Here is a 26,626-nt window from a genome sequence, read left to right as displayed (position 1 = left end):
CCGATGAGAGGGGTTCCCCGTGACCGGACATGCGCATCTCCCGCTGCACCCGTCGATGGCTGGGCGGCAGTACGCCGGCTGGACCCCGCGCGCTGCAGCGTTCGAGGGGCTGGGTCAGCGGATGCTGCCCGACCAGGCCATCTCCGTGTCGGACGGGGCGGTGCTGCACGCGGACGTGTATCTGCCGCGGCGCGAGGGTCGCTATCCGGCGGTGCTCTCCTTCGCTGCGTACAGCACCGAACGCCTGACGGCGGGCATCCCGAGCGGTTCGAACGAGATCGGATCCCCGCCGGTGTTTACCGACCGCGGATACGCGCCGGTGATCGTCGAGCGACGCGGCATGGGCCGCTCCACGGGCGAGCAGGTGGTGTTCTTCGATCCGCAGGACATCGATGACCACGAGGCAGCGATCGCGTGGGCGGCGCAGCAGCCATGGTGCACGGGCGAGGTGGTCCTGTTCGGCACCTCCTACTACGGCATGACCCAGCCGATGGTCGCTGCGCGGCGCCCCCCGGCGCTGAGAGCGTTCTTCGCCAACGAGATCTGCACCGACCTGTACCGCCAGCTCGTCTACTTCGGCGGCGTGCCCGCACTGCACTTTCTCGACGTGTGGATGGGCGCGAACTTCACGCAGAAGGCCTACGACGAGCGGATCTCACCCGATCGACGCGCCGCGATCAGCCAGGTGGCCAACGGCCCGTTGCACGCCCTGGTCGAGAAGGCGGTGCACCACGACGTCGACCGCATGTTCGCAGCCTTCATGGCCGCGACGCCCGTGGAGAGGGTGCGCGAGGTGTACGCGAGCTGGCTCTTCGATGCGAAGTCGCGTGAGGCGAACCTGGTGCCGGTCGGTGCCGAGGACACGCTCGGCGACATCGATGTCCCCTTCGTCGTGGTGCAGAACCTCGGCTACTTCAACCTGCACCAGTTCGGCAGCTACGACCTCGTCGAGAACGCCGGCACCGCGGCGGACTCGACATGGTTGATCCTCGCACCGCCCGCCTACGACATCCCCGTCTACTCCTGGCAGGGTGAAGCGCTTGCGTTCTTCGACCATGTGCTGCGAGGCACGGACAACGGGTACGCCGAGCAGCCACACGTGCGGTACTGGCTCGACGGGCCTGACCGGTTCGAGTCGGCCACGGCCTTCCCTGCAGCGGACGCTGCGTCGCTGCGTCTGCACCTGGGGTCCGGCGGCGCGGACGCCCAGCGTCACCAGCTCTCGGTCGACCCGGTGGCCGACCTGACGGCGTCCGTCTCGAACTCGTGGGCTGCCGTCCCGATCGGGCTGCCCGTCCTCGGCGGGCTCGACGAGGTCGCCAACCAGACGCTCACCTTCGACTGGCCTGTCACATCTCCGACGCAGATCGCCGGCGCCGTCACGGCGAACCTGTCCTTCAGCTGCAACGAGATCGACTCCTACGTGCTCGCGCGGCTCTCGCGCACAGACGTCGGGGGACAGCGGCATCACCTGTCGATGGGGGCCATCCGCCCCGCGGCACGCACCGTCGACGACGAGCGCAGCACGGCGATCGAGATCGCGATCGATTCCGGCCGACGGACACCGCTGATCCCGGGGGAGAGGGTGACCTTGCGGTTCAGCCTCACTCCGGCGCCGACGCTGCTCCAGCCCGGTGACACGCTCCGGCTCGACATCGCGAGCCGGACCGATCTGCTGCGGATGAGCCCCGCCGACGGATACGCACAGTTCGACCTGCCTGTGCCGCCCTACCTCAGCCGCAACACGCTGCACTTCGGCGGGGAGAGCTGGATCGAGCTCGGACACCCGACCCCACCGGCCTCATGAGGGTCAGCGGCGCACCCGGCGCACGATGGTCTTCGCCGCCGGCAGCGCCCGGTTCCAGGCCGAGTACCAGAAGGAGAACGGCACGTCGACCGACCCGACCAGCTGGTCGGTGTGCTGGGCGAAGCTCCGCTTGAAGTCGGAGATGCCGTCGTTGAGCAGGCCGTTCATGTCGTACCGGGCCAGCCCCGCGGACTTGGCCTCCAGGATCGAGGCCCACTTCACCGGCGCGTTCGCGCGGAGCTTGCGCCCGGCGTCGTTGATCCCGCCGTACAGCTCGAAGGAGGTGTGCCCCGAGCTGACGCACCAGACGAACGCGACGGGAGCGTCGCCGTCGAAGGCCGCCACGACCACCGAGTGCTCCCCGAGCAGGCGGTGCAGGTCGAGGTAGTACCCGTCGGAGTGCAGGGCGAAGCCCGCCCGCTCGGCGGTCTCGTGATAGACGCCGAGCACGGCCTGGAGGGTCTCGGCGTCGCGCACCCGGCGCACGTCGAGCCCGGACCGGGCGGCCTTGCGGATGTCGTAGCGGGTCGACTTCGACATCGCCGCCTGGAGGGCGTCCTCGGTCTGGGTGACGTCGAGGATGAGGGTGGTCGGGAAGAGGATCGGGTTGATCGCCGGGCGCCCGTCGGTGATCGCGACCGGCTCGGTCTCGGCCCAGTCCGGCTCGAAGGTGATCCCGACGCCGCGGACCTCTCGGCGGCAGTACTCCGTCACCGCGTCGCACACGGCGCCGCGGTCCTCGGTCGCCTCGACCGCCGGTCCCCGCGGGACGTAGCTGAGCGCCCGGAACACCCCGGGCAAGGGCCGGACCAGCACCTGGGCGGCGCCCACCCGGCGCCCGGAGTCGGTGACCAGCAGCCGCAGCGCCCGCCAGCCGTGGGCGGCCTTGAGCTCACCCCATCCCCAGAGCTGGAGCGGGTGACCCTGGAGGGCGAGCACGTGCTCGTCCCAGGCGGTCGGATCGGTGACGACGTCGATGCTGAGCATTTCTCAGACCCTACCGGGCTGAACGGGCGCGGGCTGCGCTGTGGTCGGCGCGGTGGTCGGCGGAGCGGCAGGCCGGGCGTCCACGAGAGCGGTGGTGAGCGCGCCGGACAGCAGGTCGACCTGCCACGGGCGGGCACCGCGCGCGCGCAGCAGCTCCCCGACCGAGGCCTCGGTGATCTGCGCCGGCGGGGTCCAGCACAGCCGGCGCAGGGCGTCGGGCTGGAGCAGGTTCTCGACCGGGATGTGGTGGGTGGTGGCGAGGTCGCTGACGACCGCGCGCGCGGCCTCCAGCCGGGCCGCGGCGAGCGGGTCCCGCTCGGCCCAGGCCCGCGGGGAAGGTGGGGCGTCGGTCCGCGGGGCGTTGAGCGAGGGCAGGTCGCCCGCGGGCAGCGCGAGCGCGCGGTCGATCGCCGACTGCCACAGCACCGCCCGGCGCTGGGTGCCCTTGCCCGCGAAGGCGGGCAGCGCGGTGAGCGCGGGGACCGAGCGCGGCAGGGCCTGCGCCGCGGCGATGATCGCGCGGTCGGGGAGCACCCGCCCGGGGGCGACGTCGCGGCGTCGGGCGTTGTCGTCGCGGGCGAGCCACAGCTCCCGCACGACGGCGAGCTGGCGGGCCTGGCGCAGGGTGTGCGATCCCGACACCCGGCGCCACGGGTCGACCCGCGGGGCCGGCGGCGCCGCGAGGCGGACCGCCTCGAACTCCTGGCGGGCCCACTCGGTCTTGCCGGCCTGCGCGAGCCGGGCACCCATCTGCTCGCGCAGCTCGACGAGCACCTCGACGTCGAGGGCGGCGTAGAGCAGCCAGTCCTGCGGCAGCGGACGGGTCGACCAGTCCACGGCCGAGTGCTCCTTCGCCAGCCCGAGGCCCAGGACCTCTGCGACCACGGCCGCCAGCCCCACCCGGTCCATGCCGAGGATCCGGGCGGCCAGCTCGGTGTCGAAGACTGCCGACGGCCGGAGGTTCTGCTCCCGCAGGCCGGGGAGGTCCTGGGAGGCCGCGTGCAGCACCCACTCGACGCCCTCGAGCGCCTCGCTGAGGTCGGACAGGTCGGGGAGCGCGATCGGGTCGATGAGCGCCGTGCCGGCACCCTCCCGCCGCAGCTGCACGAGGTACGTGCTCTGGCCGTAGCGGTATCCGGAGGCGCGCTCGGCGTCCACGGCCACCGGGCCGGAGCCCGCCGCGAACGCCGCGACCGTGCGGGCCAGCGCAGCGGGGGTGGTCACGACCGGGGGGATGCCGCCGGCGGGGGCGGTCAGCGCGGTGACCACGGGTCCGGTGGGCGTCTGGGTCGACTCGGGCGATCCAGGTGATGCGGGCGCAGGGGTCTGGGTGGCCGGGCCGCCGGCCGGTGCTGGTGAGCTCATGGCCCCACGGTATTCCTCGTGAGCCCCGATCCCCTCACGCCGGGCCGAGAGACCGCCGCGGAGAGACCGCCGCGGCGAGACCTCAGGGGCGGCGGTAGATCGCCCGGACGCCGTCGGGCAGGCGGGGCACGCCGGCCGCGGCGGCGAGCATCTGTTCCCAGGCGAGCAGGTGGCCGCCGAGGTCGGGGGTGCGGGGGGTCCACGAGGCGCGGATCTCGAGCTCGACGCGGTCCTGGTTCTCGGCCATCACCCCGAAGGTCTGGCTGACCACCCGGGTCACCGTGCCCCCCAGCGCGTCGACGCCGCCGACGTGGTCGGCGAGGCTGTCGGTCAGCCAGGTCCAGGCGACCTCGTTGAGCATCGGGTCGGTGCCCATCTCGGCGTCGACCTCGGCCCGCACGAGGGTGACCACCCGGAAGGTGCCGCGCCACTCGACCTGGCCGACCGGGTCGTGCAGCACGATGAAGCGGCCGTCCGCGACGTCGTCGTCGGCGTCGTCCTGCTCGAGCGCGGCCCTGGCTCCCGAGCGCAGCAGGCGCCCGGACAGGGCGGCGGCGTAGGGCGCGACCCGGGCGGGGGCGGGGATCTCCTGCAGTCGCAGGTCCGGCCGGGTGGCTACCGCCCGCAGCGACGCCAGCGCCCGCGCGAAGGCGGCGGGCGGGACGGCTGCGGAGGCGTTGGTCACACTCGCACTGTAGGACCGGTACCTGACAAAAGAGTCGAGCCACGCCCGTGGGTGGGGGATTGACACCGTCGTGAGATGGTCGGCGCCGCCGCGGCGGTCGCGGCTATTCTGACGGGACACGTTGAAGCGACGAAGGAGAAGTTTGATGTCTGCACGCGCACAGATCGGCGTCACCGGCCTTGCGGTCATGGGTCGCAACCTCGCGAGGAACTTCGCCCGGCACGGATACACCACCGCCGTGCACAACCGTTCCTACGCCAAGACGGCGTCGCTCATCGCAGACCACGGCTCCGACGGCGACTTCATCGCCTCGGAGTCGATGGCGGACTTCGTCGCCTCCCTCGCCCAGCCGCGCAAGGTCGTCATCATGGTCAAGGCCGGCGGCCCGACCGACGCTGTGATCGCCGAGCTCGTGCCCCTGCTGGACGCCGGGGACATCATCATCGACGCCGGCAACGCGCACTTCCCCGACACCATCCGCCGCGAGGCCGAGCTCAAGGAGCACGGCCTGCACTTCGTGGGGACCGGCGTCTCCGGCGGCGAGGAGGGTGCCCTCAACGGACCCTCGATCATGCCCGGCGGCTCCGCGGAGTCCTACCAGTGGCTCGGCCCGATCCTCGAGGACATCTCCGCCAAGGTCGACGGCATCCCGTGCTGCACCTACATCGGCTCCGACGGCGCCGGTCACTTCGTCAAGATGGTCCACAACGGCATCGAGTATGCCGACATGCAGCTCATCGCCGAGGCCTACGACCTGCTCAAGCAGGGCCTGGGGGCCTCCGCCCAGGAGATCGGTGAGATCTTCGCCGAGTGGAACACCGGCGACCTCGAGTCCTTCCTCATCGAGATCACCGCCGACGTGCTCCAGCACGTCGACGCCGAGACCGGTCAGCCTTTCGTCGACATCATCCTCGACCGCGCCGAGCAGAAGGGCACCGGCCGCTGGACGGTCCAGAACGCCCTCGACCTCGGGGTGCCGATCACCGGCATCGCCGAGGCGACCTTCGCCCGCGCGCTGTCCGGCTCGGTGCCCCAGCGCACCGCCGCCGCCGGGGTGCTCGTCGGCGACGCCGGCACCTGGGACGTCACCGACCGCGCCGCCTTCATCGAGGACGTCCGCCTGGCCCTGTACTCCTCCAAGGTCGTCGCCTACTCCCAGGGCTTCGACCAGATCGCCGCGGCGTCCGCCGAGTTCGGCTGGAACATCGACCGTGGCGCGATGGCACGGATCTGGCGGGGTGGCTGCATCATCCGGGCCCGCTTCCTCAACCGCATCACCGAGGCCTACGAGCGCGACGCCGACCTCGCGCTGCTGCTCGCCGACCCGTACTTCACCAAGAAGGTCGGCGAGGGTGTCTCCTCGTGGCGTCGGATCGTCTCCCTCGCCGCGCTCAACGGTGTCCCCACGCCGGCGTTCGGTTCCTCGCTGTCCTACTACGACGGCGTGCGCGCCGAGCGGCTGCCGGCCAACCTCATCCAGGCCCAGCGTGACTTCTTCGGAGCGCACACCTACCACCGCGTCGACAAGGCCGGAGTGTTCCACACCGAGTGGTCCCTGGACCGCAGCGAGTCCGACGCCTGACCGCCGCAGGAGCATCATGACCGCCGACGGCGCCGCCGCGATCACCGGGGCGCTCGCCGCCCGCACCAGGACCGAGCCGGGCGACTGGTTCCTCGTGTTCAAGGCCCGCTACGCCATGGAGGTCCTCGCGCGCGCGGTGGCCGACCTGCGCGGACCCGGTGAGGCCGTCACCCAGGTGCTCACCTGCTCGACGGCGGTCGACCCGCTCCTGGCAGGAGGGCTGCACCCGGTCTACGCCGAGGTGTCGCCCTCCTCCTACGCGATCGACCCGGCGCGCGTCGTCCTCGGGGAACGGACCCGCGTCGTCGTCGTCCAGCACACCTTCGGGATCGTCGACGACGCCGGCGCGGGGGCGCTGGCCTCCCTCGCCCGGGAGGCGGGCGCGGTCCTGCTCGAGGACAGCGCCCACTGCGTGGGCACCCTGGCCCGCGACGAGGCGGGCCTCCCCGTCGCGGACGTCTCGGTGCACTCCTTCGGGGTGGAGAAGATGCTCCCGACCCGCTTCGGCGGGGCGATCTGGCTCAACCCGGCGATGGCCGACGCCGAGCTGCGCGCGCTGCTGGTCGAACGGCTGAGCGCGCTGCGCCCGGTCGGGCGGCGGATCGACCTCGTCACCCGGGCGTACCGCACGCAGGTGCGGGTGCTCAACAGGCTGCCGTCACGGCTCGCCGGACCGCTGCGCTCCACGCTCGTGCGGACCCGGCTCCTCGAGCCCCCGATCGCGCCGGTCGAGCAGCGGGGCGGTCTCCCGTACCCGCCGATGGCACCCTCGCCCTGGATGATCGCGCAGATCGCCGCACACCTGCCGGCCCTGGACGCCGACGAGTCGCGGCGGGCCGCGGTCGTCGAGACGTACCTGGAGCTGCTGGGCGACGCGGTGGAGGTCCCAGCCGCGATCACGGGGCGCCGCGCCCTGGTCCGGTTCCCGTTCCTCGCCGCGGACGGCGCGACCGCCGAGCGGATCCTCGACACGCTCACTGCGGCCGGGCACTACCCCGGGCGGTGGTACCGGCCCGCGCTGTTCCCGGGCGCCCATGACCCCGCGGTCTACGGGTACGTGCCGGGGGACGGCACGCTCACCACGACCGAGGACGTCATCACCCGGATCGTCAACCTGCCGACCCGGGTGGACGTGGCGACTGCGCGGCAGGTGGCGCGCGCGGTCCTCGACGTCATCGGTTGAGACGCACCCGGGCGTAGCGAAGGTAGTCGAGGGTGTGCCGCAGGTCGATGCGGGCGATGACCAGGCGCCGGGCGAGGCTGCGGTCAGCCCGGTAGCGCAGCGTGTGGACCGTGCCGCCGTTGCGTGCGGCTGCGCGGACCTGCGCGCGGATGGCCCGGGGCGCGAACGCGAGGACCACGAGGTAGGGCACGTTGACCCAGAGCCGCTCGGTGGTGGTCACCGTGTCGGTGAGACCCTGACCGTCGACGTGGTCGTCGACGAGGCACCGCGTGAGGTTCCCGCCGGCCGCCATGGTGTAGTAGCTCGTGGCGCCCTGGCGCAGGTTGACCTCGAGGATCTTGCTCGCGCCGGTGCGCCGGTCGACCATGACGTCGAAGTTGGCGGTCCCGACGTAGCCGACGCCGTCGAGCAGGGTCCGGATCGACCCGGCGAGGTCGTCGTCGGTGATCGAGATGATGGCGTTGTTGTTGCCGACCTCGCGCGGGTTGTACTCGGTGAGCGCGACCTGCCCCACGGACAGGAACCGCATCCGCCCGTGCCGGTCGGAGTAGGTGTTGGCGACGCGCATGACCGTCTCGTCGCCAGCCAGGTACTCCTGCACGATGAGGTCGTCGTCGTATCCGGCAGCGAAGATCCGCTCGACCAGGTCGCGCAGCTCAGCCGGGGACGTGACGAGGTAGACCTTCTGCTTGCCCTCGAAGGCGATCCGCGGGTACGTGTCGGTGTTCGACGGCTTGAGGATGACCGGGTAGGGGAACGGGAGGTCCTCCCCGAGCTGCTCGGTCTGGGCGCCGGGGCGCACGACGACCGTCTCGGGGTGGGGTACCCCGAGCTCGGCGCAGGTGCGGTAGAAGTCGGTCTTGTTCATCAGCCGGGCGGCCAGGGCCGCGTCCACGAGCGGGATGATGTAGTGCTCCTCGAGCTCGGCACGGTGCTCGAGGAGCACGTTCGTGTAGAACTCGATGTTGGAGATGAGGAGGCGCTGGCGGCCGGGGAGCTCGGCGGCGAGGGCCTTGAGCGTCGCGACGATCACCTCGGGCTGGTCGAAGTCCCGGTAGGTCCGCACGTCGATGATCTTCGAGCCGGCGGTCTCGGGCAGGGGCGCTCGACCGAGGGCGAGGGAGCGCACTCCGAACGCCTCGTGCAAGGACCGGGCGATGTTGTACGCATTGACGTTCGTCCCGAGGATGATCGGGACGAACGTGTCGTTTCCATAGGTCATGCAGCCGTGCTCCCAGCTCTTCAGACTCCCGCCGACGGTACGCCGTGGGCGTGGCTATCCTACGCGGCGGGCTCGGCTCAGCCGAGCTCGCTGGTCCCGGAGTACAGGTGCAGGACCGGCACGTGCAGCTCTTCCCGGGCCCGGGAGGCCCAGTCCCGGTGGAAGGTGTCCTCGACGAGGTGGGGGTAGCTGACGACGACGACCTCGAGGATCTCCTCGGCCGCGATCGCGGTGTGCAGGGCGGGGAGCGGGTCCTCGTCGATGATCTGGCCGGTGGCGGGCGCCCCGGCGGCGGCGAGGGCGGTGATGCTCCCGGCGAGGCGTTCGCCGGCCTCCGCCTTGGCCTCGGTCGTGCTCGGGACGCCTTCGGTCGCGTCGTCCCAGGCTTCCTTGAACTGGCCCGAGCCCAGGTGCTCGAAGATCGCACCGAGGAGGCTCTGGCCGGTCTCGGCCGGGACGAGGACGCGGTAGCGCACGTCGTCGTCGGCGTGCAGGGCGACGATCTTGTCGGCGTCGGCGGCGAGAAGGGTGTCTTCGGTCAGCACGAGAATGGTGTCGGTCACGCCAACACCTTACTGCCAGAGCCACCGCGCGAGCAGCACGCCGTCGCTGATCAGCAGGTGGGCGAGCCGCGCCGCGGCCGGCGGGCGCAGGTACCCGGCCGTGCGCACGATGCGGGTGGCGGGCCCGGCGACCAGCTGCGGGCTGGTGGTCACGCACACCTCGTCGACGAGGCCGGCACCGAGCAGGTCGCCGAGCAGGGTCGGCCCGCCCTCGCAGAGCACCCGCGTCAGGCCGCGCCGGGCCAGCTCGGCCAGGCCGGCGGCCAGGTCGACGTCGCCGCTCCCGGCCACGAGGACCCGGTCGGGGAGTAGGCGCCCGTCGAGCGACCGGCCACCCTCGACGGTCGTCAGCACGAGGCAGGATGCGGCCTCGGGGGTGAGGAAGGCGTCCGGCAGGGTACCGGACCGGGTGACCACGACGGTCGTCAGCGTCGGCGGGAGCCCGGCGGCCACCCGCGTGGCGGTCAGCGCGGGCGGCACCTCGAGCGGGGTGTACCCCTCGGTGCGGGCCGTCCCGGCGCCCACGAGCACGACGTCGGCCATGGCCCGCATGACGGTGAAGGCGCGGAAGTCCGCGGAGTTGTTGATCGACCCGGAGCGGCCCGTGTCCCCCCACGCGGCGCCGTCGATCGTGGTGACCATGTTGGCCCGCACATAGGTGCGGCCCGGCGGCGGGAACGGGTGGGCGTAGAGCGCGGACAGGTCCCGCTCGGCAGGGTCGGGGGCGAGGTGGGCGCCCGGGCGAGGGCCGGGGCCGGTGGCCACGAGGACCCCTAGCCCCGGTCCGGCGTCGCTCATCCGGGGGTCCCGGCCCCGAGCCCGGCGAGGTGCTCACGCACCTGGCGCTGGATCCGGCCCTGCAGCGAGGCCATGCCGCCCAGGCGCAGCGGGCTGATCAGAGTGGCCAGCCCGAGGCGGGTGGGCAGGTCGGCGGGGACAGCGAGGACCTCCGCGGCGGTGAGTCCGGCGAGCCCCTCGCTCAGCACCCCGGCGAAACCGCGGGTGGTGGGTGCCTCCGCGGGGGCGCTGATGTGGATCGTCGCGGCGTGCGGGGCGACGGCGGCGACCTCGGTCGCGACGTACACGGGGGACTGGCACTCGGTGACCTGCTCCATGCGGGACAGGTCGCTCGCGTACGGCTCGGGGACGTCGGGCACCTCGTCGCCCATCTCGACGAGCATCTCGAGGCGCTGAGCCGGGGCGAGGGCGACGAAGTCCTCGATCAGGGCGGCGAGCGCGGGTGGGAGGGCAGGGGAACCGGAGGGGGAGGCAGTGGTGATCGACACAGTTCCAGCCTAGGCGGTCGCCGGTAGACTGGAGACTCGTGACTGCCGCTACGACGCACCTGACGCAGGTCCGTCCCCATGTCCCGACCGAACGGCTGCTGGCTGACCTTGTGCCCCCGCGGCACTTCGCCGGAGCCTCCTTCGCCTCCTACCGGGCCAACCCCCGCTACCCGAGCCAGCAGACGACCGCCCAGCGCCTCGCCGAGGTCGCCGAGCTCCTCGACGGCGGCTCGGGCGGGTGGCTGCGCCGGCTGCGGGTCGTCGCCCCGAAGAAGGCCGTCGCGGTCTACCTCGACGGCGGCTTCGGCGTCGGCAAGACCCACCTGCTCGCCGCGCTCGCGCACGCCGTCGGCCCGGAGGCGACGTACTACGGGACGTTCGTGGAGTACACGAACCTCGTCGGTGCGCTCGGCTTCGCCAGGACCGTCGAGGCGCTCGCCACCAAGCGCCTGGTCTGCATCGACGAGTTCGAGCTCGACGACCCCGGGGACACGGTCCTCATGTCACGCCTGCTGCGCGAGCTCGCCGACCGCGGGGTGGCGCTCGCTGCGACGTCGAACACGCTGCCCGACTCCCTCGGTGAGGGGCGCTTCGCGGCGGAGGACTTCCTTCGCGAGATCCAGGCGCTGGCCGCCCGCTTCGAGATCATGCGGGTGGACGGGGAGGACTACCGCCACCGTGACATCGTCATCGAGTCGCTCGGCCTGTCCGACGACGCCGTGACCGGCGCGGTCGCCGGGCGGGACGGGGCGATGATCGACGACTTCGACGAGCTGCTCGGCTACCTCGCCCGGGTGCACCCGAGCAAGTACGGCGCCCTGCTCGACGACGTGACGCTGCTCGGCCTGACCGGCGTGCACCCGGTGACCGACCAGTCGACCGGGCTGCGCCTCGTGGTGCTCGTCGACCGTCTCTACGACCGTGACGTGCCGGTCCTGCTCGGCGGTTCCGGGCTGGTCGACCTGTTCACCGAGCAGATGCTCACCGGCGGGTACCGCAAGAAGTACCTCCGCGCGCTCTCGCGTCTGGGGTCCCTCGCGCAGGACGGGCAGGACCTCGTGGAGCGGGTCGCCTAGGCGTCAGGACTGCGCGAGCCGAGCCTGCTCGGCCGCGACGTCGAAGTGCGCCGGCGGCCAGCCGAGGTCGAGGTCGGTGAGAGCGTCGAGCATGAGCTGGGACACCGCGAGTCGGGCGAACCACTTGCGGTCGGCCGGGACGACGTGCCACGGCGCGACGTCGGTGCTCGTCTTGTCGAGGACGTCCTGGTAGGCCTCGCGGTAGGCGGGCCACTTGCCCCGACCGTCGATGTCGCTCGGGTCGAACTTCCAGAGCTTGTCCTCGCGGGTGAGACGCTCACCCAGCCGCGCCTTCTGCTCCTCGGCGGAGATGGCGAGCACGACCTTGACGATCCGTGTGCCCGCGGCGGCGACCTTCGCCTCGAAGGCGTTGATCTCGGCGTAGCGCTTGCTCCACACCTCGGGCGGGACGAGCTCGTCGACCCGCGCGATGAGCACCTCCTCGTAGTGGGACCGGTCGAACACCCCGATGTAGCCCGGGCGGGGGAGCGCGTTGCGGACCCGCCACAGGTAGTTGTGCTTGCGCTCGAGGGCGGTGGGCACACCGAAGGATCGGTGCGTCACCCCCTGCGGGTCCACCTGGCCGATCACGTGCCGGACGATCCCGCCCTTGCCCGAGGTGTCCATGCCCTGCAGCACGAGCAGGACCGAGCGTGAGCCCCCGGAGCGACCGTCGGCGAAGAGCTTCTCCTGGAGCTCGGACAGCGCGGCGCCGTTCGCGGCGAGCTGGGCCTCGGCGGCAGCGCGGTCGCCCGCCCACCCGGGGGTCGAGGCGCACTCGAGCCCTGCGAGGGGCTGAGGGCGCAGCGCCAGGTCGGCGGGCTGCTCCCACCCGCGCTGTCCGGCGGGAGCCTCGGTCTTCGCCGCCGTGTCCCTCGCCGTGACCTTCGAGGACCGTGACGCCTTCGAGGACTTGGACGCCTTGGACGCCTTAGGCGCCTTGGATGCCTTGGACGCCTTGGGTGACTTTGACGACTTTGACGACTTGGACGACTTCGACTGGGACATCGTGCCTCCGGACAGGGCTGTGATGGGCTAGGTCAGATGCTAGCCGACCACGGCGACGCCGCGACCGGCCACGACGAGCGTGGAACCGGCGAGGTCGACCTGGCCCCAGGAGGCGAGGACACCACCGCCACCGGGCAGCGGCGTGCTCTGCGGGGTGGGTGCGAGGTTGATCGCGACGGTGACCGATCCGCGCCGCACGAGCAGCAGACCGTCGGCGGGGGTGGCGGGCACCTCCACGGTCACGGCGCTGCGGTCGCCGGAGGCGAGATCGGGCACGGTCCGGCGCAGCTCGATGAGCCGGCGGTGCCAGGCCAGGAGCGCCGCGTGACCGGGACGGTCCACCTCGGCCCAGTCCAGCCGGCTGCGCTGGAGTGTCTGGGGGTCCTGAGGGTCCGGGACCGCCTGGGCGTCCCAGCCGTGGGACGCGAACTCCGACCGCCGCCCGCGGGTGACCGCCTGGGCGAGCTCGGGGTCGGGGAAGTCGGTGAAGTACTGCCACGGGGTGGTCGCGCCCCACTCCTCACCCATGAAGAGCATGGGGGTGTACGCGGAGGTGAGCACGAGCGCCGCGGAGATCGCCCCGAGGTCGAGGTCGCGGTCCTGCGCGCCGGTCGGCGACAGGCTGGTCCCGGGCCGGTCACCGAGCGCGCGGTTGCCGACCTGGTCGTGGTCGCAGGAGAAGACCACGAAGCGGTGGCCGTCCAGGTCGGCCGGGACCGGGTGCCCCCACGGCTGCCCGCGGAAGGTGGACCAGCCGCCGTCGTGGACGAAGACGTCGGTGAGCGCGTGGGTGAGGACGGCCGGGGACCCGAAGTCGTCGTAGTAGCCCTGACGCTCCCCGGTGAGGAGCGCGTGGATGGCGTGGTGGACGTCGTCGGCCCACTGCGCCGTCATGCCCAGGCCGCCCGCGGCGACGGCCGTGACGGTGGCCGGGTCGTTGGTGTCGGTCTCGGCGATGAGCCCGAGCGGGCGGCCCACCTCGAGGGACAGGGCGGCGACCGTCTCGGAGAGCTCGGCGAGCAGGTGCACGGGGGAGTCGTCGACGATGGCGTGCACGGCGTCCAGGCGCAGGGCGTCGACGTGGAAGTCGCGCAGCCACTGCACGGCGTTGTCGATCACCCATCGGCGCACCTCGGCGGCGTCGGGTCCGTCGACGTTGATGCCCTGGCCCCAGGGAGTGGGGTGGTGGTCGGAGAAGTACGGGCCGAAGGCCTGTACGTAGGCCCCGCTCGGGCCGAGGTGGTTGTAGACGACGTCGAGGGCCACACCGAGCCCCAGTCCGTGCGCGGCGTCCACGAACCGGGCGAGCGCGTCCGGCCCGCCGTAGGGCTCGTGCACCGCGAAGATGTGGACGCCGTCGTATCCCCAGCCGTGCCGGCCGTCGAAGGCGGCGACGGGCATGAGCTCGACCATGTCGACGCCGAGGTCACGCAGGTGCCCCAGGCGCTCGATCGCGGAGTCGAGGGTCCCACCGGGAGTGAACGTCCCCACGTGCAGCTCGTAGACGACCGCGCCCGGGACGGGGCGACCGGACCAGTCCTGGTCGGTCCAGACGTAGGCGCCGGTGTCGACGACCTGGCTGGGCCCGTGCACCCCGGCCGGCTGACGGGCGGTGCGCGGGTCGGGACGCGGCGGCCCGCCGTCGACGCTGAACCCGTACAGGCCGCTGTCGGTCGGCGCGGTCCACCACCCCGGCCGGGAGGCGTCCGGGACCATTGCGAGGTGCGGGTCCGTGGCGGTGAACTCTGCCCCCGTGGGGGTCACGAGATCGACCGTGCGCGCGGTGGGTGCCCAGACCGCGGCCATCACGCCTCCTCGCGGACCAGGAGCGCGACCGGGAGGACGTCGAGCAGCTCGGCGACGAGCTGCGGCCCACCGGCCACCACCCGCCCGGACAGCACGTCCTGCCAGTTCCCCTCGGGCAGCACGAGCGTGTGCTCGCCCCACCCGCCCAGGTGCTGCAGCCGGACCGCGCCGCGGGTCGCCACGGTGACCGTGACGGGTTCCCCGGCCTCGGTCCGGGTGAAGGCGAGCGCAGCGCCCGACGACGCGGCCAGCGGCCGGTACCCGGCCTCGGGCCCCACGAACGCACCCGGGACGTCGCGCCGCACGCGCAGCGCCCGCGAGGTGACCCACAGCTTCTCGTCGGCAAGGTCGCGGGGCTTGGCGCCGTCGTCGAGGCGCTCCAGGCGCCGGTGCAGCTCGGCGGCGTCCACGCTCTGGCGGTTGTCCGGGTCGACCAGGCTCGTGGCGAAGGTCTCGCTGCCCTGGTAGACGTCGGCGACCCCCGGCATGGTCAGGCGCACGAGCTTGGTGCCCAGGGCGGCCGCGCGCACCGCCGGTGCGGTGCGCCGGGCCCAGGCCTCGTACAGGGCCAGGCTGGCCGGGTCAGTGAGCGCCCAGCTGGCGAGGTTGAGCACGGCCTCCTCGTAGGCCTCGTCGGGGCGGGTCCACGACGTGCTCGTCTTGGCCTCGCGGGTGGCCTTGCGCAGGTACTGCTCGAGGCGGTCGAAGCTGATCGGCGTGCCCACCCCGTCAGGACCGGTGGCCGGTGTCCAGGTGCCCGCGATCGTCTGCCAGAGCAGGTTCTCGGTGCGGCCGTCCACGAGAGCGCTGCGGGTGCGGGCGGACCGGGCGCGCAGCGTCGTCACGAGCTCGGCCCACTCCTCGGCCATCTCCGAGAGCACACCGAGGGTCGCCCGGGTGTCCTCGCTGCGCTTGGTGTCGTGGGTCGAGCCGGAGGTCATGGCCGCGGGGGAGTGCGTGGCGAGCCGCCCGGCGAAGGCGTGGAACTCGTCCTGGCTCAGCGCGAAGTGGCTCGGCTCGCCGCCCACCTCGCACAGGGACGTCAGGTGGGTCCAGCGGTAGAAGGCGGTGTCTTCGACACCCTTGGCCATCACGGCGCCGCAGACCTGCTGGAACCGGACGACGAGCTCGTCCCGACGGGCCTCGCGGCGGCGTCCGGCGCTCCCCACCTCTCGGCCCAGCAGCAGCTCCACGAGCACGTCGAGGGTCTGCGCGCGCTCGGAGTCGAGGTGGGCGCGGGCCGCCGCGGCGGCGGCGGCCATCGCCTGGAGGGCTTCCCGCGAGGTGACCTCGCCGGGCACCACGTACGCCCGGTACCGGTCGAAGGACACGAGCAGCAGGGTGAGGCTCTCGTGCAGGGCCCGCCACGTGTGATCACGCAACCGGGGGTCGTCGCGGCAGATCTCCGCCGCGAGGTCGGTCAGGCGGTGCACCTCGGCGTACAGGGGGCCGGTGATCACCTCACGCTTGGACGTCTCGATGAGCGCGGCCAGGCCGTCGCTGTCGTCCCCGGTGACCCGGTGCATGAGGCTCGCCAGGCGAGCTTCTCCGGCCGGCTCCACGAAGGTGGACTGCACCCGCCACAGACCTTCGTAGCCGGTGGTGCCCACGGTCACCCAGTCCCGGGGGACCTCCTCCTCGCCGGCGAGGATCTTCTCGACGACGACCCACGCTCCGCCGGAGCGTTCGCCCAGCCGGGCCAGGTACCCGGCCGGGTCGGCGAGCCCGTCGGGGTGGTCGATCCGCAGGCCGTCGATCACCCCGGTCTCGAGCAGCTCGAGGATGAGCTCGTGCGTCTGGTCGAAGACGTCGGGGTCCTCGACCCGGATCGCCACGAGCGTGCCGACGTCGAAGAACCGGCGGTAGTTGAGCTCCTCGTCACCGACCCGCCAGTGCGCGAGGCGGTAGTGCTGGCGGTCGACGAGCTCGACGAGCGGCAGCGACTCGGTGCCTTCGCGGACCGGGAACACGTGCTCGTGGTAGCGCAGCACGAGAGTCTCGCCGGTCCCGGGCACGTCGATCGTGTCCAGCACGAGCTCACCGGAGGCGAGCACGTCACCGATCCGGGAGCCGAGCACCGGCATGAGGATGGCGCCGTCCCCGGTCTCGAAGTCGATGTCGAACCACGTGGCGTAGGGCGACTCTGGACCGAGGGTGAGGACGGACCACAGGGCGGCGTTGTGCCAGGCAGGCGTGGGCACCGCCATGTGGTTGGGGACGATGTCCAGGACCATGCCGAGCCCGGCCGCCCGGGCGCCCGCAGACAACCGGTCCAGGCCGGCCCGCCCGCCCAGCACCTCGCTCACCGTGGAGTGGTCGACGACGTCGTAGCCGTGCGTCGAGCCCGGCGCCGCCGTGAGCACGGGTGACAGGTACAGGTGCGTCACGCCGAGCGAGACGTAGTAGTCCAGCCGTTCGCAGACGTCGTCGAAGGTGAGGTCGGCGCCGAGCTGGAGCCGGTACGTCGACAGCGGCACCGGGCGGCCCGGTGCCGGAAAGCGACGGTCGACGGTGGCGTGCGTGGGCTCGTGGTCCATGTCGATTCCCCTAGTCCGCCAGCGGTGCCCGGGTCAGCAGCACCATGCTCCGCGCCTCGACCATCCGGGTCTCGCCGGCCATGATCGTCTGCGAGGAGACCGTGGGCAGCTCGACCCGGTTCGTCGTGGGCACGATGGGCGCGGCGTCCGCGGGCGGGTGGGCGGTGTCGAAGACGACGGCCCACTCCACCCCGAACTCCTTGTCCGGGAGGGTGAACTCGAGCTGGTCGTCGTGGGCGTTGAAAAGCACCAGGAAGCTGTCGTCGATGACGCGCTCGCCCCGCTGGTCGGGTTCGGCGATCGCCTCGCCGTTGAGGAACACCGCGACCGAGCGGGCGTAGCCGTGCTCCCACTCCTCGTCGCGCATGTGCCGCCCGTCCGGGTTGAGCCATGCCATGTCCCCGAGCGTGTCGTCGGTCCAGTCGTGGTCACCGGCGAAGAAGCGCCGACGCCGCAGCACGGGGTGGCGCAGACGCAGGTGCACGAGCTGCTGGGTGAAGCGCAGCAGGTCCTCGTTCTCGTGAGAGAGGTCCCAGTCCATCCAGGCCAGCTCGTTGTCCTGGCAGTAGACGTTGTTGTTGCCCTGCTGGGTGCGGCCGATCTCGTCGCCGTGCGCGATCATCGGCACACCCTGGGAGAGCAGGAGCGTGGCCAGGACGTTGCGCTGCTGGCGCCCGCGCAGCGCGAGGATCTCGGGGTCGTCGGTGGGACCCTCGACACCGCAGTTCCAGGAGCTGTTGTGGCTCTCGCCGTCGTTGTTGCCCTCGCCGTTGGCGTCGTTGTGCTTCTCGTTGTAGGAGAAGAGGTCGGCAAGGGTGAAGCCGTCGTGGGCGATGACGAAGTTCACCGAGGAGATGGGCTTGCGGCCGGTGTGCTCGTAGAGGTCCGAGGACCCGGTGATGCGGCTCGCGAACTCGGCGAGCGAGGAGGGGTCCCCGCGCCAGAAGTCACGGACGGTGTCGCGGTACTTCCCGTTCCACTCGCTCCACATGGACGGGAACCCGCCCACCTGGTAGCCGCCGTCGCCCAGGTCCCAGGGCTCGGCGATGAGCTTGACCTGGCTGACGATCGGGTCCTGGTGGACGAGGTCGAAGAAGGCGGAGAGCCGGTCCACCTCGTGGAACTGGCGGGCCAGGGTCGAGGCGAGGTCGAAGCGGAAGCCGTCGACGTGCATCTCCGTCACCCAGTAGCGCAGCGAGTCCATGATGAGCTGGAGCACGTGCGGGTGACGCATGAGCAGGGAGTTGCCGGTGCCGGTGGTGTCGAAGTAGTGCTGCTGCTCGTCGTCGACCAGGCGGTAGTAGGCCTGGTTGTCGATGCCGCGGAAGCTCAGCGTGGGGCCCATGTGGTTGCCCTCGGCGGTGTGGTTGTAGACGACGTCGAGGATGACCTCGATGTTGGCGTCGTGCAGGGCCTTGACGAGGGTCTTGAACTCCTGGACCTGCTGGCCGGTGCTCCCGGAGGAGGAGTAGCGGTTGTGGGGGGCGAAGAAACCGATGGTGTTGTAGCCCCAGTAGTTCGACAGGCCCTTCTCCACGAGTGTGGAGTCGTTGACGAACTGGTGCACGGGCATGAGCTCGACCGCCGTGACACCGAGCTCGGTGAGGTGGGCGATCACCGCGGGGTGCGACATGCCCGCGTAGGTCCCGCGCAGCTCCTCGGGGATGCCCGGGTGCAGCTGGGTCATGCCGCGCACGTGCGCCTCGTAGATGACGCTCTCGTGGTACTCGTGGTTCGGCGGTCGGTCGTGGCCCCAGTCGAAGAAGGGGTTGATGACGACAGACTTCATGGTGTGCGCCGCAGAGTCGTCGTTGTTGGGCACATCGGGGTCGCCGAAGGTGTAGGAGAACAGGCTCTGGTCGCCGCCGACGTCGCCGTCGATGGCCTTGGCGTAGGGGTCCAGCAGCAGCTTGGACGGGTCGCAGCGCAGCCCCTGCTCGGGGTCGTAGGGTCCGTGAACCCGGAAGCCGTAGAGCTGGCCCGGCTGGATGGTGGGGAAGTAGGCGTGCCAGACGAAGGAGTCCACCTCGGTCAGCTCGAGCCGCGTCTCCGTCCCGTCCGGGTCGAAGAGGCACAGCTCGATGCGGTCTGCGACCTCGGAGAAGATGGCAAAGTTCGTGCCGCTCCCGTCGAAGGTCGCGCCAAGGGGGTAAGGGTGTCCGGGCCAAGTCTGCATGGAGACAGACTGCCCTACGAACGTGTCAGCGTCACACGCTGTCCGCCGATGTTGCCATGATCACGCCGCAAAGTGCCGTGAGGGAGGCGAAATGACCAAACGCCTCGAGGTCGACCGGCTCTACCTCGAGCAGGTCTGCGCAGGTCTGCGCGGCGCCGTCCGGTGCCCTCTGGCGCGAGGCCTGAGAATTTGGTCTCATTGGGCATGACGTCCAACACATCCCAGCCCTCGCCCCCTCGTCGCGGGGCGACCCCGGTCCCGACGGTCCCCGACGAGCGGTATCACGACTCCGACCAGCCCGGGATGGGTGATGTCCTCGCCGGGGGCGACGCGAGCCGCGCCCCGAAGTCGTTGCGCGAGTCCGAGCGCCGCGCCAAGGGCGACGCGATCCTGGCCGGGAACGACTGGGACTGCCCGGAGGAGATCTAGCGCCGGGGTCTCGGGTCGACGAGGTCCTCGATTCCCTGGTGCCGGAGGGCCGGCCGGGGAGAGAATGGAGGCATCACGTCGATGAAGAAGGTGAGAACCATGCAGACGGTGGAGCACGCGCGTTTTGGCGCCCCGAGCGAGGTTCGGGAGTTCCCGCACGGTCGGGCGGACATCCTCACGGTCGGTGACTCGGTGATCGGCAGGCTCACTCTGCAGCCCGGCTGGCGCTGGTCCCAGGACCTCAAACCGATCGCCGGGACCGACAGCTGCTTGGCCCCGCACTTCCAGTACCACGTCTCGGGAACGCTGATGATCCGGATGGACTCCGGGACCGAGATCGTCGCCGGCCCCGGTGACGTGACGAGCCTGCCCGAGGGGCACGACGCCTGGGTGGTCGGTGACGAGCCGGTCGTCGTCGTCGACTGGTACGGCGCGACGGACTGGGCGAAGGCCGACTAGCTGTCGTCTGTGGGGTCGGCAGCGGATGCGTGGTGGCGCGGAATCGCGCCCACTCTCATCCCCACCGGATGACGCCGCGGCCTCCCCGCGCCGTGACGATCGCTGTATGGCCCTCCACGAACGTGATGTGATCCGCGACGAGACGACCGTGCCGCTGTTCGGCAGCGGAGCACTGCGGGGACTCGTCCCCAAGTACACCTTCCCCCTGGCTGAGTCCCCGTCCGACGACGCGTTCCAGCTCGTCGCCGACGAGATGCTGCTCGACGGCAACAGCCGGCAGAATCTCGCGACCTTCTGCCAGACGTGGGAGGAACCACAGGTGCACGAGCTCATGGACCTGGCGATCGACAAGAACATGATCGACCAGGACGAGTACCCCCAGACCGCAGAGATCGAGCGGCGGTGCGTGCACATGGTCGCGGACCTGTGGAACGCGCCGGGTGCGGCGAACACGGTCGGGACCTCCGCCGTCGGCTCCTCCGAGGCGTGCATGCTGGCGGGGATGGCGGCCACGAGACGATGGCGGGCGAGACGGCAGGCCGCCGGGCTGCCGAGCGAGAGACCCAACATGGTCTGCGGCCCGGTCCAGGTGGTCTGGCACAAGTTCGCTCGGTACTGGGACGTGGAGATCCGCGAGGTCCCGATGGCGCCCGGCTCCTACGCCATGACCCCGGAGCAGATGCTCGAGCGGGTCGACGAGAACACGGCCTTCGTGGTCGCGACGCTCGGGGTCACCTACACCGGCGCCTACGAGCAGATCGCCGAGATGGCGGAAGCTCTCGACCGGCTCCAGGCAGAGACCGGGCTCGACGTCGACATCCACGTCGACGCGGCCAGCGGTGGATTCCTGGCCCCGTTCTGCGCTCCGGACCTCGTGTGGGACTTCCGGCTGGAGCGCGTGAAGTCGATCAGCGCCTCCGGGCACAAGTTCGGGCTCGCGCCGCTCGGGGTGGGGTGGGTCGTGTGGCGGGATGCGGCCGAGCTCCCGGCCGACCTGATCTTCCACGTCAGCTATCTCGGCGGGGACATGCCGGTCTTCCAGATCAACTTCTCCCGGTCGGCCGGCCCCGTCGTCGCGCAGTACTACGACTTCGTGCGGCTCGGCAGGGAGGGCTACCGGGCGATCCATGACTCCTGCTACGAGACCGGTCAGCTGCTCGCGACCGCCGTCCCGACCCTGGGTCCCTTCGAGATCGTGTTCGGCAGCACGCCCCAGGACGGCATCCCGGCCGTCACGTGGAAGATCATCGAGGGGGAGGACCCCGGGTACACCCTGTACGACCTCGCCGACCGACTGCGCATGCGGGGGTGGCAGGTGCCGGCCTACCCGCTGACCGGCGCGGCTGCGGGCACCGCCGTCCAGCGCGTCCTGGTGCGCCAGGGCGTGAGCCGGGACATGGTCGAGACCCTCATCGACGACCTGCGCGACGCGGTCGAGCACCTGCACCGGCATCCGGTCACCGTGTCGATGACACCTGAGGAGTCCAGCGGCTTCAGCCACCTGTGACCGGCCCCGGACCGGCCGCGGACCGGTCATCTCACCCCTCCGGGATGAGGCCCGCCGCGGGTCACCGGGTGGACCGTGGAGGGACGGCCACGCCGCCGCACCAGAACACTCACCAGCACTTCACCACGGAGGACCCCCATGTCTGAACTCATCGTGATCGGCTACGACGACCATGCAGTAGCGACGCAGGCCTACAACGAGGTCATGCAGCTGCAGAAGGACTTCGTCGTCCAGCTGTCCGGGCTCGCCGTCGTGCAGGTCGACGCCGAGGGCAAGAGCCACGTGGAGACGCCGGGGAAGATCGTCGGCGTCTCCGCCGCCTCGGGGGCGCTCTGGGGGATGATCATCGGCCTGCTGTTCCTCGTCCCGTTCGTGGGGCTCGCGCTCGGTGGGGCGCTCGGCGCGCTCATGGGGAAGATGGGCAAGTCCGGTATCGACGACGAGTTCCGGAGTCAGGTGAAGGAGATGCTCACCCCCGGCAGCGCGGCCGTGGTGGTCATGGCCTCGAAGATCACCGAGGACAAGTTCGCCGACGCGATGAAGCAGTACGGCGGCACCCTGCTCAAGACCTCGCTGTCGGAGGAGGACGAGAAGGAGCTCGCCCACGACCTGACCGAGGGCGCGTGAGCCTCGACCGCGGCGAGCGAGCGAGCCGGGGACGGTCCGTCCGGGACCGGGTGCCGCTCGAGCAGCACTCCCAGTACTCGGTCCACGGACGGGCGGACCCGGTCGCGCTGCTGGAGAGCCAGGCGGCGACACGGGTGCCGGAGCTCGTCCCCATCCGGTACGGGCGCATGGTCAGCTCGCCGTTCGCCCACTACCGCGGGGGCGCCCTCATCATGGCCGCCGACCTCGCACGGAGCCCGAACTCGGGGCTGGACGTCCAGCTGTGCGGGGATGCGCACATGAGCAACTTCGGCATCTACGCGTCCCCGGAACGGCGTCTCGTCTTCGACATCAACGACTTCGACGAGACTTATCCCGGCCCCTTCGAATGGGACGTCAAGCGGCTGGCGGCGAGCGTGTACGTGGCCGGCCTGGCCAACGAGTTCCCCGCCAAGACCTGCCGCCGGATGGTTCGCACGTGCGCCCGCGGGTACCGCGAGGCGATGCGCGACTTCGCCCACCAGGGCAATCTTGCCGTCTGGTACTCCCGCGTGGAGATGGATGAGCTGCTCCCACGGATCGGTCACACGCTCGACGCCGAGCGGGAGAAGCGGATTCAGACCGTCATCGACAAGGCACGGACACGTGACAGCGTCCACGCGCTGGCCAAGCTCACGATCGTGGTCGACGGCAGGCCGCGGATCGTCAGTCAGCCGCCGCTCATCGTCCCCGTGGAAGAGCTGGGGGGTCAGGAGGGAGCCGCCCAGGCCTACGAGCGACTTTCCGGTCTGGTGCAGTCCTACGGTCGCAGCCTCCCCAGGCACCGCCGCCACCTCCTCACCCAGTTCTCGCTGGTGCAGGTGGCTCGCAAGGTCGTGGGCGTGGGGAGCGTGGGGACCCGGGCGTGGATCCTGCTGTTCGAGGGCATCGACGGGGCAGACCCGCTCTTCCTGCAGGCCAAGGAGGCTCAGGCGTCCGTGCTCGCCGGGCACCTGCCCGCGGGCGGCATCACGAACGAGGGGGAACGGGTCGTCGCCGGGCAGCAGCTCATGCAGGCGAGCAGTGACATCTTCCTCGGGTGGGACAGGGTCCCCGGACCGGACGGGGTCGAACGCGACTTCTACGTGCGTCAGCTCCGCGACGGCAAGGCCTCGCTCCCGGTGGAGGCGATGGTGGCCGACGGGATGACCTTCTACGGCCGGGTGTGCGGGGAGTCGTTGGCTCGGGCGCACGCCCGCTCCGGGGACCGGGTGGCGATCGCGGCCTACCTCGGCTCGAGCGACCGCTTCGACCGTGCCGTCGCCGACTTCGCCGAGACTTACGCCGATCAGAACGCACGCGACCACGGGGCGCTCCAGGCCGCGATCGCCTCAGGACGGGTGACTGCTCAGTCCGGAGTGTAGTGAGCCAAGGTCCGGGGACCCACGGAAAGGGACACGATCATGTCAGACGACGCGGCACCGATCCAGGAGGGCGCCGACACCGCCCAGCTCGCCGCGCGGCTCGCCCGTCTCGAGCGCGAGAACGCCGCTCTGCGCGAGCAGGTGGCACCTGCCCCGGGTGCCCACCGGCGTCGTCACCGCGGACGCTCCGCGACCGCGCTCATCCTCATCCTGCTCGGGGTGCTGCTCGCCCCGGTGGCCGTGGTCGCGAGCTGGGCGCAGCGCGAGATCACGGACACCGACCGGTACATCGCCACCGTCGGCCCGCTCGCGAGCGACCCGGTCATCCAGTCCGCGGTCGAGAACCGTCTGGTCCAGGTCGTCATGGAGCAGCTGGACGTCCCGACCCTCGTCCAGGACGCGCTGTCGGCGCTGAACAGTCCGGACCTGCCGCCTCGAGCATCTCTGGCGCTGGGGGCGGTCGAGCAGCCGCTGGTCGACGGGATCGAGTCGCTCATCCGCAAGGCAGCCACGACCGTGGTCGAGAGCGACGCCTTCGAGACCGCCTGGGTCGAGGCGAACCGGGTGGCGCACACCCAGCTCGTCGCGCTCCTGCAGGGGGACCCCAGCACTGTGCTGCAGATCGGTGACCAGGGACAGCTGACGATCGAGCTCTCCGGGGTGATCGAGACCCTCAAGACCGAGCTCGTGGAAGCCGGCTTCTCGGTCGCGGCCAACATCCCCGCCGTCAACGCCTCCTTCACGATCGTGCAGACGACTCAGCTGGTCGAGCTGCAGAATGCCTACTCCCTGCTCGACGTCGTGGGGACCTGGCTGCCATGGCTCAGCCTGACCCTCATCGCCGCGGGAGTGCTCACCGCCGTTCACCGCGCACGTGCTCTCGTCGTCGCCGGGCTTGCGCTCGCAGCCTCGATGCTCGTCCTGGGCATCGGTCTCTACGTGGCGCGCAGCCTGTACCTGGGCGAGCTGACCGGCAAGGTCGAGCGGCTCGACGCCGCCGAGGTCCTCTTCGACCAGCTCGTCGCCTTCATCCGGGTGTCGCTGCGCACGGTGGCCGTGCTCGGCCTGGTCCTCGCCGCCGCCGCCTACCTGGGCGGTGGGAGCGACTCCGCGCGCGGCCTGCGTACCGGTATCGGTCGCGGCTTCGCCGCCGTCCGGGGCTGGGGGCAGCAGCGAGGGGTGACCACCGGCCCGGTCGGCCTCTGGATGTACGCGCACCGGACCCTCCTGAGAGTCGTCGTCATCTCGCTCGCCGGACTCGTGATCCTGCTGGCACCAGCGCCGACCCCGGTCACCGTCGTGACCGCCGCGGTGGTCGCGGTGGTGCTCATCGCGATCCTGGAGCTCGTGGCCAGACCACCGGTGGTGACGCAGGACTCGACGCAGTCCCCGGCGCAGACGTCGATGCAGACCTGAGCAGAGGGCGCACAGAACGTCCGGAGACCCGGGAGGATCTCCGGACGTTCTGTGCGCCCTGCAGGCTCGGTCAGTACTCGGTCAGCGCGCGAGGATTCGTTGCTTCTGCGCCTCGAACTCCGCCTCGGAGAGGACCCCCTGATCCTTGAGCTCACCGAGGGACTTCAGCTGGGCGAGGACGTCGTCCATCCCCCCGGCTGCCGGGGCAGCGGCGACAGGTGCCGGGGGCGGCGGAGCGGCCTCCGGCTCCGGCGGGGCGTCCTGCTCCGCCCACCGGCCGGCCTGGCGGCGGGAGACTCGATTGGACACCGCGGTGGCCGTCCCTGCGACCACCGCGGTACGGGCAACTCCTCGAAGCAGACCAGGCATGGTCGTCGTCCTTCCTATCTCATGATCGGGATGTGGGGTCAGCCGCGCTGCTCGGCCGCGTCGATCGAGGCCAGCAGCGCCTGGACGGGAATGCGGCCGCTCGCCACGAGCTGCGCTCCGCTGCGCCGCAGGGCCGCGGCGAAGGGCCCGGCCCAGCTGTTCTCGTAGACGAGGATGCCTGCCGAGCTCCCCGGCTCGAGCACCGTTCCCGCCTCGTCGATGTCCTCCTGGTCCAGCAGACCTGAGGCCACGCCCTCGAACACGGTGAGGTCGAGCTCGCCGTCGGAGTCCAGATCCGCCAGCACGAGCCCGGTCAGTGTCCCGTCCATCTCCTTCTTGATGAGCACGAGGTCGAGGAGACGGATCACCCCCCGATCGACCAGATCGACAAGCAGCGGAAGGCCGTGGCCGGTGAACCTGCTGCCGGGGAACTCGACGACGATGTAGTCGACCGGTCCCATCTCGTCGAACGCGTCCGCTGCGCCGCCGCCGGGATCCGTTCCCGTGTGCTCTTCCGTCATGGTGACCACCCATCTCTGTGTCGTCGTACCTGTCTGTCATCGCCAACGTTGCCGCGGCGTAAGTCACTGCACGTCATCCTCCACGGACGAGACTCACCCCGGTCCGCCGACACTGATGCCGGTCCCGGTCCCTCCCCGCAGGCCGGTCAGCAGCCGGAGCGCCACACCGATGTAGAAGACGCTGACCAGCATCTGCGCGGTCACCACCGCGCGGGCCGGGGTGCTCACGGCGTGGATGTCACCGAAGCCGACCGTCGAGACGATCGTGACCGTGAAGTACAGCGCGTCGGTCCGGTTGTTGATCCCTGCGAACTGGTCCGCGGACGAGGCAGCCATCCGGTCATAGGTGATCGCGAAGACGAGGATCAGCAGGTAGAGCACCGTGAGCAGCGCCTCGGAGCGGGCCCACACCGAGGGATGGCTCCGGATCGCCCGGACCTGGATCCGGAGCACGACCACGAAGCCGACCCACGCGAGCAACGACCACCCCGCCCGCACCCCCGACTCCCGGTCGGCGAACGGGCCGGCGTCGGGCAGGGCGTAGTAGCAGGCGGTGAGCAGGACGATCATCACCGAGGTTCGCACGCCGAACGCGCCGAGCTCACGGGCGACCGACCTAGGCGTGTCCATGTC

24 protein-coding genes are annotated in these 26,626 nt (G+C 71.2%); 10 read left to right on the top strand and 14 right to left on the bottom strand.

The annotated features are described in order from the left end of the window. The first annotated feature begins 19 nt into the window (after window positions 1–19). Window positions 20–1,807: a CocE/NonD family hydrolase gene (locus tag ACWA15_RS11200; protein WP_464055298.1), complete on the top strand. Its 1,788-nt coding sequence runs from the start codon at window positions 20–22 to the stop codon at window positions 1,805–1,807. A gap of 3 nt (window positions 1,808–1,810) precedes the next feature. Here the strand turns inward: ACWA15_RS11200 and ACWA15_RS11195 are convergent, their stop codons facing one another. The 3 genes from ACWA15_RS11195 to ACWA15_RS11185 all read right to left on the bottom strand — a co-directional run bounded on the left by ACWA15_RS11195 (window position 1,811) and on the right by ACWA15_RS11185 (window position 4,844). Further along, window positions 1,811–2,794: a lipid II:glycine glycyltransferase FemX gene (locus tag ACWA15_RS11195; RefSeq protein WP_464055297.1), complete on the bottom strand. Its 984-nt coding sequence runs from the start codon at window positions 2,792–2,794 to the stop codon at window positions 1,811–1,813. Window positions 2,795–2,797: 3 nt separating this feature from the next. Continuing rightward, window positions 2,798–4,159: an HRDC domain-containing protein gene (locus tag ACWA15_RS11190; RefSeq protein ID WP_464055295.1), complete on the bottom strand. Its 1,362-nt coding sequence runs from the start codon at window positions 4,157–4,159 to the stop codon at window positions 2,798–2,800. Between the two features lie 82 nt (window positions 4,160–4,241). Continuing rightward, window positions 4,242–4,844, bottom strand: coding sequence for a DUF3000 domain-containing protein (locus ACWA15_RS11185; protein ID WP_464055293.1), 603 nt, complete (start codon window positions 4,842–4,844; stop codon window positions 4,242–4,244). Between the two features lie 145 nt (window positions 4,845–4,989). Between ACWA15_RS11185 and gndA the strand changes: the two genes are divergently transcribed. After that, window positions 4,990–6,426, top strand: a complete 1,437-nt coding sequence (gene gndA / locus ACWA15_RS11180) for an NADP-dependent phosphogluconate dehydrogenase (RefSeq protein ID WP_464055292.1) — start codon at window positions 4,990–4,992, stop codon at window positions 6,424–6,426. 16 nt (window positions 6,427–6,442) lie between these two features. Further along, window positions 6,443–7,609 carry a DegT/DnrJ/EryC1/StrS family aminotransferase gene (locus ACWA15_RS11175; protein ID WP_464055291.1) on the top strand — a complete coding sequence of 389 codons (1,167 nt, stop codon included), beginning with the start codon at window positions 6,443–6,445 and terminating at the stop codon, window positions 7,607–7,609. Here the strand turns inward: ACWA15_RS11175 and ACWA15_RS11170 are convergent. From ACWA15_RS11170 to ACWA15_RS11155, 4 genes are all read right to left on the bottom strand, one after another. After that, window positions 7,599–8,831 (bottom strand): carboxylate--amine ligase, encoded by a 1,233-nt coding sequence (locus tag ACWA15_RS11170; RefSeq protein WP_464055290.1) that lies wholly within the window; start codon window positions 8,829–8,831, stop codon window positions 7,599–7,601. The two genes, ACWA15_RS11175 and ACWA15_RS11170, sit on opposite strands and share 11 nt — an antisense overlap. Before the next feature lie 77 nt (window positions 8,832–8,908). Next, on the bottom strand, window positions 8,909–9,394 hold the full coding sequence (locus ACWA15_RS11165) for a hypothetical protein (RefSeq protein WP_464055288.1): 486 nt from the start codon (window positions 9,392–9,394) through the stop codon (window positions 8,909–8,911). Between the two features lie 9 nt (window positions 9,395–9,403). Then, window positions 9,404–10,192, bottom strand: coding sequence for a dihydrofolate reductase family protein (locus tag ACWA15_RS11160; RefSeq protein WP_464055286.1), 789 nt, complete (start codon window positions 10,190–10,192; stop codon window positions 9,404–9,406). Then, window positions 10,189–10,680, bottom strand: coding sequence for a SufE family protein (locus tag ACWA15_RS11155; RefSeq protein ID WP_464055284.1), 492 nt, complete (start codon window positions 10,678–10,680; stop codon window positions 10,189–10,191). The genes ACWA15_RS11160 and ACWA15_RS11155 overlap by 4 nt, the downstream gene beginning before the upstream one ends. Before the next feature lie 38 nt (window positions 10,681–10,718). On the opposite strand from ACWA15_RS11155, the gene zapE reads away from it, so the two are divergent. Beyond that, window positions 10,719–11,756, top strand: coding sequence for a cell division protein ZapE (zapE, locus tag ACWA15_RS11150; protein WP_464055283.1), 1,038 nt, complete (start codon window positions 10,719–10,721; stop codon window positions 11,754–11,756). A gap of 3 nt (window positions 11,757–11,759) precedes the next feature. On the opposite strand, the gene ACWA15_RS11145 is transcribed toward zapE, so the two are convergent. From ACWA15_RS11145 to glgX, 4 genes are read right to left on the bottom strand one after another with little or no spacing between them, the layout of a single operon-like run. Further along, the gene (locus tag ACWA15_RS11145) at window positions 11,760–12,764 is read right to left on the bottom strand and encodes a PPK2 family polyphosphate kinase (protein WP_464055281.1); all 1,005 of its coding nucleotides are present in this window, start codon (window positions 12,762–12,764) and stop codon (window positions 11,760–11,762) included. A 39-nt stretch (window positions 12,765–12,803) separates the two neighbouring features. After that, complete coding sequence (gene treZ / locus ACWA15_RS11140) at window positions 12,804–14,570, bottom strand: malto-oligosyltrehalose trehalohydrolase (protein ID WP_464055279.1); 1,767 nt, start codon at window positions 14,568–14,570, stop codon at window positions 12,804–12,806. Then, on the bottom strand, window positions 14,570–17,107 hold the full coding sequence (gene treY / locus ACWA15_RS11135) for a malto-oligosyltrehalose synthase (protein WP_464055277.1): 2,538 nt from the start codon (window positions 17,105–17,107) through the stop codon (window positions 14,570–14,572). Before treY ends, treZ begins: the two co-directional genes overlap by 1 nt. A gap of 10 nt (window positions 17,108–17,117) precedes the next feature. Then, window positions 17,118–19,283 (bottom strand): glycogen debranching protein GlgX, encoded by a 2,166-nt coding sequence (gene glgX / locus ACWA15_RS11130; protein ID WP_464055275.1) that lies wholly within the window; start codon window positions 19,281–19,283, stop codon window positions 17,118–17,120. 204 nt (window positions 19,284–19,487) lie between these two features. Here glgX and ACWA15_RS11125 point away from each other — a divergent pair, with 204 nt between their 5' ends. From ACWA15_RS11125 to ACWA15_RS11100, 6 genes are all read left to right on the top strand, one after another. After that, complete coding sequence (locus ACWA15_RS11125) at window positions 19,488–19,712, top strand: hypothetical protein (RefSeq protein ID WP_464055273.1); 225 nt, start codon at window positions 19,488–19,490, stop codon at window positions 19,710–19,712. 81 nt (window positions 19,713–19,793) lie between these two features. Further along, window positions 19,794–20,171, top strand: a complete 378-nt coding sequence (locus ACWA15_RS11120) for a cupin domain-containing protein (protein ID WP_464055271.1) — start codon at window positions 19,794–19,796, stop codon at window positions 20,169–20,171. A gap of 106 nt (window positions 20,172–20,277) precedes the next feature. Then, window positions 20,278–21,678, top strand: coding sequence for a glutamate decarboxylase (locus ACWA15_RS11115; RefSeq protein WP_464055269.1), 1,401 nt, complete (start codon window positions 20,278–20,280; stop codon window positions 21,676–21,678). 138 nt (window positions 21,679–21,816) lie between these two features. Then, the gene (locus tag ACWA15_RS11110; RefSeq protein WP_464055267.1) at window positions 21,817–22,305 is read left to right on the top strand and encodes a DUF1269 domain-containing protein; all 489 of its coding nucleotides are present in this window, start codon (window positions 21,817–21,819) and stop codon (window positions 22,303–22,305) included. Next, complete coding sequence (locus ACWA15_RS11105; protein ID WP_464055265.1) at window positions 22,302–23,687, top strand: DUF2252 domain-containing protein; 1,386 nt, start codon at window positions 22,302–22,304, stop codon at window positions 23,685–23,687. The genes ACWA15_RS11110 and ACWA15_RS11105 overlap by 4 nt, the downstream gene beginning before the upstream one ends. A gap of 39 nt (window positions 23,688–23,726) precedes the next feature. Beyond that, window positions 23,727–25,103: a hypothetical protein gene (locus tag ACWA15_RS11100; RefSeq protein WP_464055263.1), complete on the top strand. Its 1,377-nt coding sequence runs from the start codon at window positions 23,727–23,729 to the stop codon at window positions 25,101–25,103. An 81-nt stretch (window positions 25,104–25,184) separates the two neighbouring features. Here ACWA15_RS11100 and ACWA15_RS11095 read toward each other — a convergent pair whose 3' ends face one another. The 3 genes from ACWA15_RS11095 to ACWA15_RS11085 all read right to left on the bottom strand — a co-directional run bounded on the left by ACWA15_RS11095 (window position 25,185) and on the right by ACWA15_RS11085 (window position 26,623). Beyond that, window positions 25,185–25,472 carry an SHOCT domain-containing protein gene (locus ACWA15_RS11095; RefSeq protein ID WP_464055262.1) on the bottom strand — a complete coding sequence of 96 codons (288 nt, stop codon included), beginning with the start codon at window positions 25,470–25,472 and terminating at the stop codon, window positions 25,185–25,187. A 38-nt stretch (window positions 25,473–25,510) separates the two neighbouring features. Continuing rightward, complete coding sequence (locus ACWA15_RS11090) at window positions 25,511–25,993, bottom strand: DUF6325 family protein (RefSeq protein WP_464055260.1); 483 nt, start codon at window positions 25,991–25,993, stop codon at window positions 25,511–25,513. Window positions 25,994–26,086: 93 nt separating this feature from the next. Then, window positions 26,087–26,623, bottom strand: coding sequence for a potassium channel family protein (locus tag ACWA15_RS11085; RefSeq protein WP_464055259.1), 537 nt, complete (start codon window positions 26,621–26,623; stop codon window positions 26,087–26,089). Window positions 26,624–26,626: the final 3 nt, after the last annotated feature.

The sequence above is a fragment of the Sanguibacter sp. TS_SC_8 genome (genome assembly GCF_055361235.1).
The sequence above is the reverse complement of the archived record's forward strand: the minus strand, read 5'-3'. Positions and strand labels throughout refer to the sequence as shown.

Coding starts and splice junctions, on each gene's coding strand:
- ACWA15_RS11195 (WP_464055297.1), bottom strand. CDS start 2,794: ATGCTCAGCATCGACGTCGTCACCGATCCGACCGCCTGGGACGAGCAC.
- ACWA15_RS11190 (WP_464055295.1), bottom strand. CDS start 4,159: ATGAGCTCACCAGCACCGGCCGGCGGCCCGGCCACCCAGACCCCTGCG.
- gndA (WP_464055292.1), top strand. CDS start 4,990: ATGTCTGCACGCGCACAGATCGGCGTCACCGGCCTTGCGGTCATGGGT.
- ACWA15_RS11175 (WP_464055291.1), top strand. CDS start 6,443: ATGACCGCCGACGGCGCCGCCGCGATCACCGGGGCGCTCGCCGCCCGC.
- ACWA15_RS11170 (WP_464055290.1), bottom strand. CDS start 8,831: ATGACCTATGGAAACGACACGTTCGTCCCGATCATCCTCGGGACGAAC.
- ACWA15_RS11160 (WP_464055286.1), bottom strand. CDS start 10,192: ATGAGCGACGCCGGACCGGGGCTAGGGGTCCTCGTGGCCACCGGCCCC.
- ACWA15_RS11145 (WP_464055281.1), bottom strand. CDS start 12,764: ATGTCCCAGTCGAAGTCGTCCAAGTCGTCAAAGTCGTCAAAGTCACCC.
- treZ (WP_464055279.1), bottom strand. CDS start 14,570: ATGGCCGCGGTCTGGGCACCCACCGCGCGCACGGTCGATCTCGTGACC.
- treY (WP_464055277.1), bottom strand. CDS start 17,107: ATGGACCACGAGCCCACGCACGCCACCGTCGACCGTCGCTTTCCGGCA.
- glgX (WP_464055275.1), bottom strand. CDS start 19,283: ATGCAGACTTGGCCCGGACACCCTTACCCCCTTGGCGCGACCTTCGAC.
- ACWA15_RS11125 (WP_464055273.1), top strand. CDS start 19,488: ATGACGTCCAACACATCCCAGCCCTCGCCCCCTCGTCGCGGGGCGACC.
- ACWA15_RS11120 (WP_464055271.1), top strand. CDS start 19,794: ATGAAGAAGGTGAGAACCATGCAGACGGTGGAGCACGCGCGTTTTGGC.
- ACWA15_RS11115 (WP_464055269.1), top strand. CDS start 20,278: ATGGCCCTCCACGAACGTGATGTGATCCGCGACGAGACGACCGTGCCG.
- ACWA15_RS11110 (WP_464055267.1), top strand. CDS start 21,817: ATGTCTGAACTCATCGTGATCGGCTACGACGACCATGCAGTAGCGACG.
- ACWA15_RS11100 (WP_464055263.1), top strand. CDS start 23,727: ATGTCAGACGACGCGGCACCGATCCAGGAGGGCGCCGACACCGCCCAG.
- ACWA15_RS11095 (WP_464055262.1), bottom strand. CDS start 25,472: ATGCCTGGTCTGCTTCGAGGAGTTGCCCGTACCGCGGTGGTCGCAGGG.
- ACWA15_RS11090 (WP_464055260.1), bottom strand. CDS start 25,993: ATGACGGAAGAGCACACGGGAACGGATCCCGGCGGCGGCGCAGCGGAC.
- ACWA15_RS11085 (WP_464055259.1), bottom strand. CDS start 26,623: ATGGACACGCCTAGGTCGGTCGCCCGTGAGCTCGGCGCGTTCGGCGTG.